The organism is Citrobacter sp. Cpo142 (assembly GCF_030332425.1).
Lineage (GTDB): Bacteria > Pseudomonadota > Gammaproteobacteria > Enterobacterales > Enterobacteriaceae > Citrobacter > Citrobacter portucalensis.
This window is the reverse complement of sequence record NZ_JAOWHW010000142.1, coordinates 311,422-325,306: the sequence shown is the minus strand read 5'-3', so window position 1 is coordinate 325,306 and position 13,885 is coordinate 311,422. Positions and strand designations below refer to the sequence as shown.

Below are 13,885 nucleotides of genomic sequence, written 5' to 3'. Positions count from 1 at the left end.
AAGCGCAATCTTTCGTCGACTGGCGGAAAGAGGATGAACAGGAAAATTTTCCGTTCTGCTGGCGAACCGACCTATTTAAGGTGGTACGCCAGCATTACAGTAGTTCAAAAACAGTCAATTAGCAGTAAAGTTTGCAGAACATCACATTTTTTACCCTATGCTGACGGTTTCACTTCCGGCTCATCGGCGACGTCGCCCGTATGCTTACCTTCATCCGTGCCTTGCCAGCCATGGCGTTGAATTAACGATAAGTGCTGACGATCTTCCGCAATAATTTCACTCAGCATTGCGCTGGTGCGTTTATAAACGGCCGCGCGGGAAGTCGCGTCATTTTCCCCTCTCACCATCTCCTCTACCATCATGGTATTGAATCGGCGGAATACGTCAGCCCGCTCACGTGCCTCATAGCGCCCAAGCCCGAGACCTTCCAGCGCCAGACGTCCGGTCTTCAGTGCACCTTCAAAGGTTTCACGTTCCGGCATATCCACGCCCGCCTGGCGCAGGCGAATGTAATGATCCACGTCGCGCGCACGAGCAATAATTTGCAGATGAGGGAAATGCTCTTTTACCATTTCGGTTAACTGCAGACTGGTTTGCGGATCGTCAATAGCATTAATAATGACTTCAGCTTTCGCCGCCCCGGCAGACTCCAACAGATCCATCCGGGTCGCATCGCCATAGAAAACCTTCATGCCGAATTTACGCAGCGTTTCGATATGGTCCGGGTCATGATCAAGAACCACCATTTTGACCCCGCTCGACAACAACAGACGACCGGTTATCTGGCCAAATCGCCCAAATCCGGCGATGATCACCCGCGGTTGCTCCTCATCGATTTCATCGGCTTCCCGCTCTTCCTCAGTCGCCGATTTTTCCAGACGCGTCAAAATCACCAGCAAAATCGGCGTAGCCGCCATCGACAACGCCACCGCCAGCGTCAGCGATTTCGCCCAGTCAGGATCGAGCACATTTGCCATTTGCGCCGCGCCAAACACCACAAAGGCAAACTCACTGCCCTGTCCTAATAATACGGCAAACCAGCGACGCTGCTTGTTCGGCACCTGCAACGGTTTCGCTATCAACCACAGCATGACGGTTTTGATAACCAGGAAACCGACCAGCAAAATGATAATGCGTAAGGGATTATCAATCAGCGTACCAAAGTCGATAGACATCCCCACACCGATGAAGAATAGTCCCAGCAGCAGTCCTTTAAACGGCTCAATGTCACTTTCCAGCGCGTGGCGATACTCAGAGCTCGCCAGCAGCACCCCGGCCAGGAATGCCCCCATCGCCATCGACAATCCAACCTCTTCCAACAGCAGACCGAAGCCAAACACGAGGAACAGAGCAACGGCACTGAACACTTCCCGCAGGCCCGAACGGGCGACAAAACGCAAGGCCGGACGTGTGACATAACGCCCCAACACCACCACCAACACCAGTGCGCCCGCTACCTTAAGGGCAGACAATGCAAACGCCCCAAGCGTTGTTGATGCGCCACTCGCTGCCAGTAATGGGATCATCGCCACCAGTGGAATGGCCGCGATATCCTGGAACAGCAGCACGGCAAACGCGCTGCGGCCCATTTGCGAAACCATCAGGTTACGTTCATTCATTGCCTGCATAGCGATGGCTGTAGAGGAAAGCGCCAGTGTCATGCCGATCAGCTCCGCTACCTGCCAGCGCAGACCGAGGAACATACAGAACACACCAATCAGGCCTCCGCAAACCACCATTTGCAATGCGCCGCCGCCGAACACCGAGGCTCGCAGTTTCCACAAACGTTGCGGATCCAGTTCAAGGCCGATAACAAACAGCATCAGCACCACACCGATCTCCGCAAAATGCAGGATGGATTCGGCGTCCGTTACCAGCCTCAGGCCCCATGGGCCGATAATGCACCCGGCGATAAGATACCCCAGTACAGACCCGAGTCCCAGCCGTACGGCGATGGGGACAATTAGTGCCGCCGATCCGAGATAAATCAGCGCCTGTATCAGCGTATGGCTATCCATGGTGTGCCTCCTGCCATTCCATCAGACGCTGTTTGTAGTGACGCGCCTGCGCTTGCAGGGTTTCATCATCACAGATAAACGTACAGTGCATCGCAAACGGCGGTAGCCATTTGAGGCCACAATAAAGTGCCGTCGCCTGTAAGGGTTGAGAAAGCACATCAAATCCGGGATGGGAGCCAATATCGAAGTGGTTTTCACCGCCGCCGGTCGTCACCGCCCACAGCAGATGTTTACCGTGCAGCGCAGTACCGCCATGGCCATACGCCCAGCCGTGCGAAAGGACTTTATCCATCCACAGCTTGAGTAATGGAGGTGTGCTGTACCACTGCATCGGATGCTGCCAGATGATCAAATCAGCGCGTGCCAGCGCATCCTGTTCAGCGGCAATATCGATATTGAAGTCGGGGTAGAGCTGGTAGAGCGAGCGGATCTCCACGCCCTCCAGCGTCCTTGCCTGTTCAAGCATCCGCTTATTCGCATGCGAGTGCTGCGGATAGGGATGCGCATAAATGATGAGGATCATGATTAGCCTGTTTCACTGCATTATTGTAATAACAGTGAGTTTAGTCAGTTAATCCGCAGGCTAACAGTCAATATTATTGAGTAGATGAATGGAAAAAACTGGGTTAGTTGTCCAGCTCACTCATATCCTTAACCTGATCGCGGTTAATCTGTTCCGTCTTACCCGTTTGCGCATTTTTATACGACACCAGGCCAGTATCATCATCGACTTGCGGTTTGCCGTCAGTGACGATTGTTTTGCCATCGGTGGTTTTAACCGCCTGGTTTGAGGAACAACCGGCTACGATAAATAGTGCTGCTGCGGTAAAAATTGAGGTGATCAAGATATGTTTTTGCATGGTGTTCTCCCTGCTTTTCAGTTGTTTTCAGTGATATACCCAGTTAACTGTAGGCTAACTGACTGAGTTGCAGGGAAAATACAGAACACTCCTAATAACTCGCCCTGGTCACGGGCTTACTGCGAATCGTCATTTGACTGGTTTGCGCCAGCGTCAGACCTCGCGTTTCCGGGGCGAAAGCGATGGACACCAGCAGGCCAATCAGCGAAATTCCTGCGCCCATCAGCATGACATTGCTGATCCCGTATTTGGTAATGAACACCGGCAGCGCCCAGGTTGAAACAATGGTGCCGATGCGGCTTAAGGACATAATCACCCCGACGGCAGATGCGCGAATGTCGGTAGGGAACAGTTCATTTGGGTACAGCCACTGAAGATTTCCCGGTCCCCCCGAGAAAAAGGCGTACACGGCAAACGCCAGCACCACCAGCCACGCTCCCATATCAGGAATTAACCCCAGCACGGCCAGCGCCAGCGTCATCATAATAAAGCTGCCAATTAACAATGGCCGACGGCCCGCGCTATTGAGCCAGAACATGGGTGGAATGCACCCCAGCATAAAGCACAGGCTTATCACCACATTGCCCAACGCCGCGCTTTTCCCGGCACCAAGCCCCAACAGTCCAACAATCTGCGGACCAAAGGTATAAATGGCGAACATCGGGATCACCTGACAGGTCCAGATAGCGGCAACAAACAGGACAAACGGGAAATGACGGCGGTTAAACAGCTGTAGGAAGCGCGTCTCCTGCGGCGCCTCTTCGTCGAACACCACCGGTTCGCCGAACAGCTTGATCATCATCGCTTCACACTCTTTCACCCGACCTTTACGCAGCAGCCAGCGCGGCGATTCAGGAAGATCGAAGCGCCCAATCAGGATCAAAATACAGGGGATCACCGCGCTGCCCAGCATCCAGCGCCATCCGCCCTCAACATCATACAGCCAGTAACCGACCAGATCGGCACAGGTGGCGCCGACATACCACATCGCGGCGATAAAACCGATGGAGAAAGCGCGCTGGCGGGTATTGGAGAACTCGGTAATCATCGAGGTAGCAATCGGATAATCGGCACCAATCACAATGCCGATCAACACGCGCATCACCAACAGCTCAACGGGTGAGGAAACAAACATGGTTGCCGCCGATATCACGCCAATGGCGATAATATCGATGATGAACATTTTTCGCCGCCCGACCTTATCGGAAATGTAGCCAAACAGCGACGTCCCCACAAACAGACCGGCGAGCGTGCCGGCCCCCAGCAGACCAATCCACTGAGCGTCCAGTTTCAACGCTGGCGTGAGCTGTTCCAGCGCCACGCCAATCATCACCAGCACATAACCATCCAGAAATGGCCCACCGCTTCCCCACAGCATTATCCGGCGGTGAATAGAGGTAAATTTGATGTCATCAAAGTTCCTGGGCTGCTGCATAGCGACTTCCTGTTTCAACACGGGCAAAGCGTCATCTGTAGGCCGGATAAGGCGTTTACGCCGCCATCCGGCATTGGCGCCACATGATTGCCGGATGGCGACGCTACCGCGTCTTATCCGACCTACGGGTGCACAACCTCATACTTATTAGCCGTAGCGAAACTCCACGCCAAATGTCCCGCGCGGGTATTCCCATTTTTCCAACGCTGTATCAAGTCCGAGAATGCGGCACGTTCCGCACTCCAGGCATCCGGCGTAATCAAAACGAACGCTGCCGTCGTCCTGCTTTTTATACAGTCCGGCTGGACAAGCCTTAATCAGTACTTCCAGCGCCTGTTTATCAGGATCGGTTTTGAGAATGATGTGCGGGCTGTCTTCATCCACATTGAACTTATTGACGCCCAGTTTGACGTCCACATTGACGGGAGATGTCATAATACGGTCACTCCTTTCAGGCCATCTTTCATCAGGTTGATGAAGCCCACTTTCTTCGCATGACGCAGGATTTTTTTGCGCATTGGCACCGGAGCAGAGCCATCTACGGTGAACAGGTCGCGCGCGATACTGACCGCCATTTCGGGATAGGCGGTAAACATGCGTGGGTTATCAAGGAAAGCTGGAAGCTTCTGATACATGCGCATATCGCGCATTGGACCATTATCGAGATGCTGACGGTATTCGCCCAGCGACTGCTTGCTGAAGTCGTCGCGCTTCATCGCGGAAAGCACCGTTTTCGCCGCCGCTTCGCCTGCGGATATGGCGAGATCCATACCGCGGATGGTAAAGCCGAGGTTCATACACATTCCGGCAGCGTCACCGGCAATCAGCACTCCGTCACCCACCAGTTCAGGCTGCATATTCATACCGGCCTCCGGTACGACGTGCGCGGCATATTCCACCAGCTTGCCACCAGCGATCAGTGGGGCAACCGCCGGATGATGTTTGAAATCTTCCAGCATTTGTGGGACCGATTTTTTAGCATCTTTCAGATGATGAAGACCGCAGACCAGCCCCAGAGAAAGGGTCGTTTCATTAGTATAGAGGAAGCCCCCGCCCATCAACCCATCGGTTGGCGAACCGGCAAACAGGCAGGCTGCGCCTTCGTTCCCCTGTAACTGGAAACGATCTTCAATCACCGATTTTGGCAATTCGATCAGCTCTTTTACGCCAACGGCAACATGCGATGCCTCAACGCGCTTTGCCATGCCCAGTTTTTCTGCCAACAAAGAATTCACCCCGTCAGCGAGGATCACCACTTTGGCTTCCAGAATATCGCCGTCGGCTTCCACGCCCACGACTTTGCCTTCGCGCTGCACAACGTTATCCACACGAATACCGGTGATCAGCTGGGCTCCCGCCTCCTCGGCTTGCTCCATCAGCCAGGCGTCAAATTTGCTGCGTAAGACGGAATAAGAAACCTGCGACGATGCAGCCTCTTCACCATTGCAATAGTCGATGGTCATCGCCCCTTTGTCGGTCATAAAGGCGAGTTTTTCGTGGGTGATAATGCGTTCAATGGGGGCCTGCTCAGCAAAGCCGGGAATGATGCGTTCCAGGCTATGCGCATACATGCGCCCACCGGTGACATTCTTCGCGCCAGCAGAATTGCCGCGCTCGATGACCAGCACCTGTGCACCTTCCCGAGCCAGCACCAGCGCCGCAACCGAACCGGCCAGACCTGCACCCACGATGATGGCATCAAAGATATCTTCGGACATACGTACTCCTGTCAGTGGCAGGATACTTTCGCATCCTGCCCGAATGGTTTAACACGCCAGAGCCGCCGTCAGCGCAGGCAGGATCTTCAGCGCATCGCCAACGATGCCAAAATCTGCGTACTGGAAGATCGGCGCATTTTTATCTTTGTTGATGGCGAAAATCGTCTGCGCGCCGTTGGCGCCGACCATATGTTGGATCTGTCCGGAGATCCCCACGGCCAGGTACAGTTCTGGTTTGAGCATCAGGTTGGAAATGCCGACGTAGCGTTCGTGCTCCATCCACTTCTCGTTTTCCGCCACTGGACGGGAACAGGCCAGCTCAGCGCCAATCGCCTGGCACAGCGCTTCGGCCAGCGAGATATTTTCTTTGCTACCAATACCGCGTCCCACGCTGACCACCAGACGGGCTTTGTCGAGATCAACGCTATTGCTCTGACGCGCCTGAGTGGCCGTACGGGTCACGGCGATAGCCGGAGCCTGCCACTGGACGGTGTGCACCTCGCCGCTGCGAGCGGTATCCGGTTGCTGCGCGTCAAACGTTCCGCTGCTGAGCGTGATCACGGCAAACGGTGAAGCGATTGTTTCTGCTCCCATCGCCAGGCCGCCGTAGACCATATGTTTGACCGCCGCTTTTCCGTCCTGTACTTCGACTGCGCTGGCGTCGTTTGAAACCGCAGCCGACAAGCGAAAGCCCAGCTTTGCCGCTAACAGCTTGCCCCGACGCGTATTCGGCAGCAGCACCGCGCCGCCCTCGCTGTGCTGACGAATGGTTTCGGCCATCGCATCGGCGTAGTCTTCAACCATACGGTCTTCTGGTTTGCCGCTGAGCAGCCAGACATGATCCGCCCCTAAATGGCATGCCGCCGCGCTGTCCTCATCGCTGAGCACAAACGTGTTAACGTTTTCACCTAAAGCCTGCGCACCATTCATCAGTTCCGGCAGACGAGAAGGGGTATCGCTGAATACCCAGACACTGGAAAATTTGTTCATAACATCCCCTGATAATTAAATGATTTTGCGAAGATTCTCGACAAACGCAGCAATCTGTTCTTCACCGTCACCTTCAATCACAACGCGCTGACGCTCGCGCTGCTTCGGTGCGGCAACCTGTTGTTCGGAATACGCTTGCGCGCCGTTCATCCCAATGTCCGCAGACGACCAGACCTGAACCGGTTTTTTCGCCGCGCCAAGAATGGCTTTCATGGAAGGGATTTGAGGGGTGTTGATGTCGGTAGAGACCGCGATCACCGCAGGAAGCGGGATACTCAGGGTTTCAACTTCATCTTCCAGTTCACGCTCTACCGTCAGCGTGCTGTCGGTAAGAGAGAGGATTTTACTCACGCCGTTAATCGCCGGCACGTTCAGCATTTCGCCCACCAGCAGACCAACCTGCTGAGCATAAAGATCGGAAGAACCGTCGCCGCAAATAAGCAGATCAAAACCTGATTTTTGTGCGGCGGCAGCCAGCGCAGTGGCGGTTTGTTGCGGCAGCGCCTGTTCAAATTGATCGTCAATGACAACAATCAGTTCATCAGGGCCACGGGAGAGCACATCTTTGCGCCCTTTTGCATTGGTCAGCGCTTTGCCGCCGACGCTCATGGCCACAACCTGAGCCTCTCCCACCTGCTGTTTTAACTGGCAAGCCGCTTCGATCGCATTCAGATCATATTGGCTGATTTTGCCATCCGCTTTGCTGAAATCGAGTGTTCCATCAGCATTATTAATCGCAATATCCTGCTCATCAGGTACGCATTTGTAGCAAGTAATTATCTTCATTGCATCTCCAGAAATCATGAAGGAAACGTATTTATATCGGCGGTGTTAAATACAGATATCACGCTCTTTAATTCGGAAATAAAACATTAATCACCAATATTGAAAGAAACATGTCAATTACGAAAATTTTCAATATTGTTTGCTGGTTCAACAATATTGAACGCCAGTCACTTAAAAAAGTTAAAAAATCAACATTAACATTATGATTAATAAAAGAATTATTTGGATTTTCAGACAAAATAACCAGCATAAAAAAGTGTGACACAGATAACAGAATAGCCGGAAGTGAATACCCATTATGAGTTACTCACTGAGGCGCCCCAGAGGTTAAAAAGTTATCAACAAATCATTAATAACAAATAAACAAACAATCACATACGGGCACGCTAAATAAATTTCGTTTTCACACTGGAATTCAATTATGAAAAATGAAAAGAGAAAGTCGGGAATTGAACCGAAGGTTTTTTTTCCGCCATTAATAATTGTTGGGATACTTTGTTGGCTAACAGTAAGAGATCTTGATGCCGCTAACGTCGTTATTAATGCGGTATTCAGTTATGTCACCAACGTCTGGGGTTGGGCATTCGAATGGTATATGGTCGTCATGCTCTTCGGCTGGTTCTGGTTAGTCTTTGGCCCATATTCGAAAAAGAAATTAGGCGACGAAAAACCCGAGTTTAGTACCGCCAGCTGGATTTTTATGATGTTCGCCTCCTGTACATCCGCCGCGGTGCTGTTCTGGGGTTCCATCGAGATCTACTACTATATCTCTACCCCGCCTTTTGCTCTCGCCCCCAACTCCGTTGGCGCAAAAGAGATAGCTCTGGCGTACAGCTTGTTCCACTGGGGACCGCTGCCGTGGGCAACCTACAGCTTCCTTTCAGTCGCGTTCGCCTACTTCTTCTTTGTACGCAAAATGGACGTTATCCGCCCCAGTTCCACACTGGTGCCGTTAGTTGGCGAGAAGCATGCTAAGGGCTTGTTCGGCACCATCGTCGATAACTTCTATCTGGTGGCGCTGATCTTCGCGATGGGAACCAGCCTCGGTCTCGCTACCCCGCTGGTAACCGAGTGTATGCAATGGCTGTTCGGTATTCCGCATACGCTGCAACTCGACGCCATCATCATTACCTGCTGGATCATATTGAACGCCATTTGCGTGGCCTGCGGCCTGCAAAAAGGGGTCAAGATCGCCAGCGACGTACGTAGTTACCTGAGCTTCCTGATGCTCGGCTGGGTGTTTATCGTCAGCGGCGCCAGCTTTATCATGAACTACTTCACCGACTCGGTCGGCATGCTGCTGATGCATCTGCCACGCATGCTGTTCTACACCGATGCCATCGGCAAAGGCGGCTTCCCGCAGGGCTGGACTGTTTTCTACTGGGCGTGGTGGGTTATTTACGCCATCCAGATGAGTATCTTCCTGGCGCGTATTTCTCGTGGTCGTACCGTACGTGAACTGTGTTTCGGGATGGTACTGGGCCTGACCGCTTCGACCTGGATCCTGTGGACCGTCCTTGGCAGCAACACGCTGCTGCTGATGGATAAAAACATTCTCAACATCCCACAGTTGATTGAACAACACGGCGTGGCGCGCGCCATTATCGAAACCTGGGCTGCTTTACCGCTTAGCACCGCCACCATGTGGGGATTCTTTATCCTCTGCTTTATTGCCACCGTCACGCTGATTAACGCCTGCTCCTACACCCTGGCGATGTCCACCTGTCGCGAAGTTCGTGATGGTGAAGAACCGCCGCTGTTGGTGCGTATCGGTTGGTCCGTTCTGGTCGGCGTCATCGGCATCGTTCTGCTGGCGCTGGGTGGGTTGAAGCCCATTCAGACCGCAATTATCGCCGGGGGATGTCCGCTGTTCTTCGTCAACATCATGGTGACGCTGTCCTTTATTAAAGACGCCAAAGTGCACTGGAAAGACAAGTAATTCTTATTAACCCAATTGATCAAGAGGCTGAAAGATGGATTTCAACTTAAATGACGAGCAGGAACTGTTTGTCGCCGGTATTCGTGAACTGATGGCCAGTGAGAACTGGGAAGCTTATTTTGCCGAGTGCGACCGCGACAGCGTCTACCCTGAACGTTTTGTAAAAGCGCTGGCGGATATGGGCATCGATAGTCTGTTGATCCCGGAAGAACACGGTGGTCTGGAAGCGGGATTTGTCACCGTTGCCGCCGTCTGGATGGAACTCGGACGTCTTGGCGCACCGACTTACGTGTTGTACCAATTACCAGGCGGTTTTAACACTTTTCTGCGTGAAGGTACCCAAGAGCAAATTGATAAAATCATGGCGTTCCAGGGGACCGGTAAGCAGATGTGGAACTCGGCGATCACCGAACCGGGAGCGGGATCGGATGTTGGCAGTCTGAAAACCACTTATACACGCAAAAATGGTAAGGTTTATCTTAATGGCAGTAAGTGCTTTATCACCAGTAGCGCCTATACCCCGTACATCGTGGTGATGGCGAGAGATGGTGCATCGCCGGATAAACCTGTTTATACCGAGTGGTTTGTTGACATGAGCAAGGCGGGTATCAAGGTCAACAAACTGGAGAAACTCGGTCTGCGCATGGATAGCTGCTGTGAAATCACCTTTGATGACGTTGAACTGGACGAGAAAGACATGTTCGGTCGGGAAGGTAATGGCTTCAACCGTGTGAAAGAAGAGTTTGACCATGAACGCTTCCTCGTCGCGCTGACCAACTACGGTACGGCAATGTGCGCTTTTGAAGACGCAGCGCGTTATGCCAACCAACGCGTACAGTTTGGCGAAACGATCGGCCGTTTCCAGCTGATCCAGGAGAAGTTCGCGCACATGGCGATCAAACTGAATTCCATGAAAAACATGCTGCTGGAAGCCGCATGGAAAGCGGATAACGGCACCATTACTTCGGGTGATGCGGCAATGTGCAAATACTTCTGCGCCAATGCCGCGTTCGAGGTGGTAGACACCGCCATGCAGGTACTGGGAGGTGTTGGTATCGCGGGCAACCACCGCATCACGCGTTTCTGGCGTGACCTGCGCGTTGACCGTGTTTCTGGTGGTTCTGACGAAATGCAGATCCTGACGTTGGGTCGTGCGGTACTCAAGCAATACCGCTAGAACGACGCAACCTGTAGGCCTGATAAGACGCCATAGCGTCGCCATCAGGCACTCAATGCCGGATGGCGGCGCGAGCGCCTTATCCGGCCTACATGGACACCCATAAATGCCAGGAGAAAAATGATGAATCATTTACCAATGCCAGCCTTCGGCCCGCTTTCCGGGGTACGCGTTGTCTTTTCAGGGATCGAAATTGCCGGTCCTTTCGCCGGACAGATGTTCGCCGAATGGGGCGCCGAGGTTATCTGGATTGAAAACGTCGCATGGGCAGATACCATCCGCGTGCAGCCTAACTACCCGCAGCTCTCACGCCGTAACCTGCACGCCCTGTCGCTGAATATTTTCAAAGATGAAGGCCGGGAAGCGTTTCTGAAGCTGATGGAAACCACCGATATTTTCATTGAAGCCAGTAAAGGCCCAGCCTTTGCCCGCCGCGGTATTACCGATGAAGTGCTGTGGGAACATAACCCGAAACTGGTTATCGCCCACCTTTCCGGCTTCGGCCAGTTTGGAACCGAGGAGTACACCAATCTTCCGGCGTATAACACCATCGCACAGGCGTTCAGCGGCTATCTGATCCAAAACGGCGACGTGGATCAGCCAATGCCCGCCTTCCCGTACACCGCCGATTACTTCTCCGGGATGACCGCAACGACAGCAGCGCTGGCAGCCCTGCACAAAGTGCGCGAAACGGGTAAAGGTGAAAGCATCGATATCGCTATGTACGAAGTGATGCTGCGCATGGGTCAGTATTTCATGATGGATTACTTCAACGGCGGCGAAATTTGCCCACGCATGACCAAAGGCAAAGACCCGTATTACGCTGGCTGCGGCCTGTATAAATGCGCCGATGGCTATATCGTCATGGAGCTGGTCGGCATCACGCAAATCAACGAATGCTTCAAGGATATTGGCCTCGCCCACATTCTTGGCACACCGGAAGTCCCGGAAGGCACCCAGCTTATTCATCGTGTGGAATGCCCTTACGGCCCGCTTGTGGAAGAGAAACTGGACGCCTGGCTGGCAACGCACACCATCGCCGAAGTCCAGACGCGCTTTGCTGAGCTGAACATCGCCTGCGCGAAGGTGCTGACTATTCCTGAACTGGAAGGCAACCCGCAGTACGTTGCCCGTGAATCTATTACTCAGTGGCAAACAATGGATGGCCGCACCTGCAAAGGGCCAAACATCATGCCGAAATTTAAAAACAACCCGGGGAAAATCTGGCGTGGCATGCCGTCACATGGCATGGATACTGCCGCCATTTTGAAAAACATTGGTTATAGCGAAGCAGACATAAATGAGCTGGTCGGCAAAGGCCTGGCCAGAGTTGAGGAATAAACGCGACGCGCTGACCGCTCGTTGGTTAGCGCTCACGCCTGATTTCAGTGGATAAAGCAATATGGATATCGTTGGCGGACAAAACTTACGTCAGATGTGGGACGACCTGGCCGGGGTGTACGGAGATAAAACGGCGTTAATTTTCGAATCCTGCGAAGGAGTCGTTCGGCAGTTTAGCTATGCCTCGCTCAATGAAGAGATTAACCGCACGGCAAACCTGTTCCATTCCTTAGGGATCCGCAAGGGCGACAAGGTCGCATTGCATCTGGATAACTGTCCGGAATTCATTTTTTGCTGGTTTGGGCTGGCAAAAATTGGCGCCATCATGGTACCGATCAATGCCCGTTTGCTGGGTGAGGAAAGTGCCTGGATCCTGCAAAACAGCCAGGTAAGCCTGCTGGTCACCAGCGCCCAGTTTTATCCTATGTACCGCCAGATACGGCTGGAAAATAGCACCCCACTTAATCATATCTGTCTGATTGGCGAACAGTTTCCGGCTGATGACGGCGTGAGCCACTTTACCCAACTGCAATCCCGCCAGTCCGCCACGCTGTGCTATACACCTGCGTTATCCACTGACGATACGGCGGAAATTCTGTTTACCTCAGGTACTACCTCACGGCCTAAAGGCGTGGTAATTACCCACTACAACCTGCGTTTTGCGGGCTATTACTCTGCCTGGCAAATTGCTCTGCGTAATGATGACGTCTACATGACGGTGATGCCCGCTTTTCATATCGACTGTCAGTGTACCGCCGCAATGCCCGCATTCTCCGCTGGCAGCACCTTTGTGCTGCTAGAGAAGTACAGTGCCAGGGCGTTCTGGAATCAGGTACATAGATATAAGGCGACGGTTACCGAATGCATTCCGATGATGATCAGAACGCTAATGGTGCAGCCCGCTGCACCAACCGACAAACAGCATCACCTGCGTGAAGTGATGTTCTACCTCAACTTATCCGAGCAGGAAAAAGACGATTTTACCGAACGCTTTGGCGTCAGGCTGCTGACCTCCTACGGTATGACTGAAACCATCGTCGGTATTATCGGCGACCGTCCCGGAGACAAACGACGCTGGCCCTCCATTGGCCGCGTGGGATTTAGCTATGAAGCCGAAATCCGTGACGATCACAACCGTCCCCTGCCCGCCGGAGAAATTGGCGAAATCTGTATTAAAGGCGTGCCGGGCAAAACCATCTTCAAAGAGTACTACGCGCAGCCGGAGGCTACCGCCAAAGCGCTGGAGCCCGGGGGCTGGTTACATACCGGTGATTCAGGATATCAGGATGAGGATGGCTATTTTTATTTCGTCGACAGACGCTGCAACATGATTAAACGCGGCGGGGAAAATGTCTCCTGCGTCGAGTTGGAAAATATTATTTCTGCGCATCCGAAAATTCAGGACATTGTGGTTGTCGGTATTAAAGATTCAATCCGTGATGAAGCCATTAAAGCGTTTATCGTCCTTAATGAAGGTGAAACATTAAGTGAAGCCGAGTTCTTCAGCTTCTGCGAAAACAATATGGCGAAATTCAAGGTTCCCTCTTTTATGGAGATAAGAGCCGACCTGCCGCGCAATTGTTCAGGAAAAATAATCAAAAAAAATCTGAAATAACCCTTC

At 52.7% G+C, this 13,885-nt stretch carries 12 protein-coding genes; 4 read left to right on the top strand and 8 right to left on the bottom strand.

What is annotated here, in order from left to right; translation table 11 throughout:
• Positions 1-155 precede the first annotated feature (155 nt).
• The 8 genes from kefC to OGY18_RS22755 form a co-directional block, all read right to left on the bottom strand.
• Entirely contained in the window at positions 156-2,018 is a 1,863-nt protein-coding gene (gene kefC, locus OGY18_RS22790) for a glutathione-regulated potassium-efflux system protein KefC (protein WP_149384469.1), read from the bottom strand.
• Positions 2,011-2,541 (bottom strand): glutathione-regulated potassium-efflux system oxidoreductase KefF, encoded by a 531-nt coding sequence (gene kefF, locus OGY18_RS22785; protein WP_003829618.1) that lies wholly within the window; start codon positions 2,539-2,541, stop codon positions 2,011-2,013. The genes kefC and kefF overlap by 8 nt, the downstream gene beginning before the upstream one ends.
• Positions 2,542-2,644: 103 nt before the next feature.
• Positions 2,645-2,878 (bottom strand): YgdI/YgdR family lipoprotein, encoded by a 234-nt coding sequence (locus tag OGY18_RS22780; protein WP_286554486.1) that lies wholly within the window; start codon positions 2,876-2,878, stop codon positions 2,645-2,647.
• Positions 2,879-2,969: 91 nt separating this feature from the next.
• The gene (locus tag OGY18_RS22775; RefSeq protein ID WP_003829621.1) at positions 2,970-4,313 is read right to left on the bottom strand and encodes an MFS transporter; all 1,344 of its coding nucleotides are present in this window, start codon (positions 4,311-4,313) and stop codon (positions 2,970-2,972) included.
• Positions 4,314-4,460: 147 nt separating this feature from the next.
• On the bottom strand, positions 4,461-4,748 hold the full coding sequence (gene fixX / locus OGY18_RS22770; protein WP_000203736.1) for a ferredoxin-like protein FixX: 288 nt from the start codon (positions 4,746-4,748) through the stop codon (positions 4,461-4,463).
• Positions 4,745-6,031, bottom strand: a complete 1,287-nt coding sequence (locus OGY18_RS22765) for an FAD-dependent oxidoreductase (RefSeq protein WP_286554484.1) — start codon at positions 6,029-6,031, stop codon at positions 4,745-4,747. The genes fixX and OGY18_RS22765 overlap by 4 nt, the downstream gene beginning before the upstream one ends.
• 48 nt (positions 6,032-6,079) lie before the next feature.
• Positions 6,080-7,021: an electron transfer flavoprotein subunit alpha/FixB family protein gene (locus OGY18_RS22760; protein WP_286554482.1), complete on the bottom strand. Its 942-nt coding sequence runs from the start codon at positions 7,019-7,021 to the stop codon at positions 6,080-6,082.
• A gap of 15 nt (positions 7,022-7,036) precedes the next feature.
• Complete coding sequence (locus OGY18_RS22755; protein ID WP_003829693.1) at positions 7,037-7,807, bottom strand: electron transfer flavoprotein FixA; 771 nt, start codon at positions 7,805-7,807, stop codon at positions 7,037-7,039.
• Positions 7,808-8,228: 421 nt separating this feature from the next.
• Between OGY18_RS22755 and caiT the strand changes: the two genes are divergently transcribed.
• From caiT to caiC, 4 genes are all read left to right on the top strand, one after another.
• Positions 8,229-9,746, top strand: coding sequence for an L-carnitine/gamma-butyrobetaine antiporter (caiT, locus tag OGY18_RS22750; protein ID WP_003829695.1), 1,518 nt, complete (start codon positions 8,229-8,231; stop codon positions 9,744-9,746).
• 34 nt (positions 9,747-9,780) lie between these two features.
• Complete coding sequence (gene caiA / locus OGY18_RS22745; RefSeq protein WP_003018898.1) at positions 9,781-10,923, top strand: crotonobetainyl-CoA dehydrogenase; 1,143 nt, start codon at positions 9,781-9,783, stop codon at positions 10,921-10,923.
• Between the two features lie 123 nt (positions 10,924-11,046).
• The gene (gene caiB, locus OGY18_RS22740) at positions 11,047-12,264 is read left to right on the top strand and encodes an L-carnitine CoA-transferase (protein ID WP_126319874.1); all 1,218 of its coding nucleotides are present in this window, start codon (positions 11,047-11,049) and stop codon (positions 12,262-12,264) included.
• A 61-nt stretch (positions 12,265-12,325) separates the two neighbouring features.
• On the top strand, positions 12,326-13,879 hold the full coding sequence (caiC, locus tag OGY18_RS22735) for a crotonobetaine/carnitine-CoA ligase (RefSeq protein WP_286554478.1): 1,554 nt from the start codon (positions 12,326-12,328) through the stop codon (positions 13,877-13,879).
• The last annotated feature ends 6 nt before the right edge of the window (positions 13,880-13,885 follow it).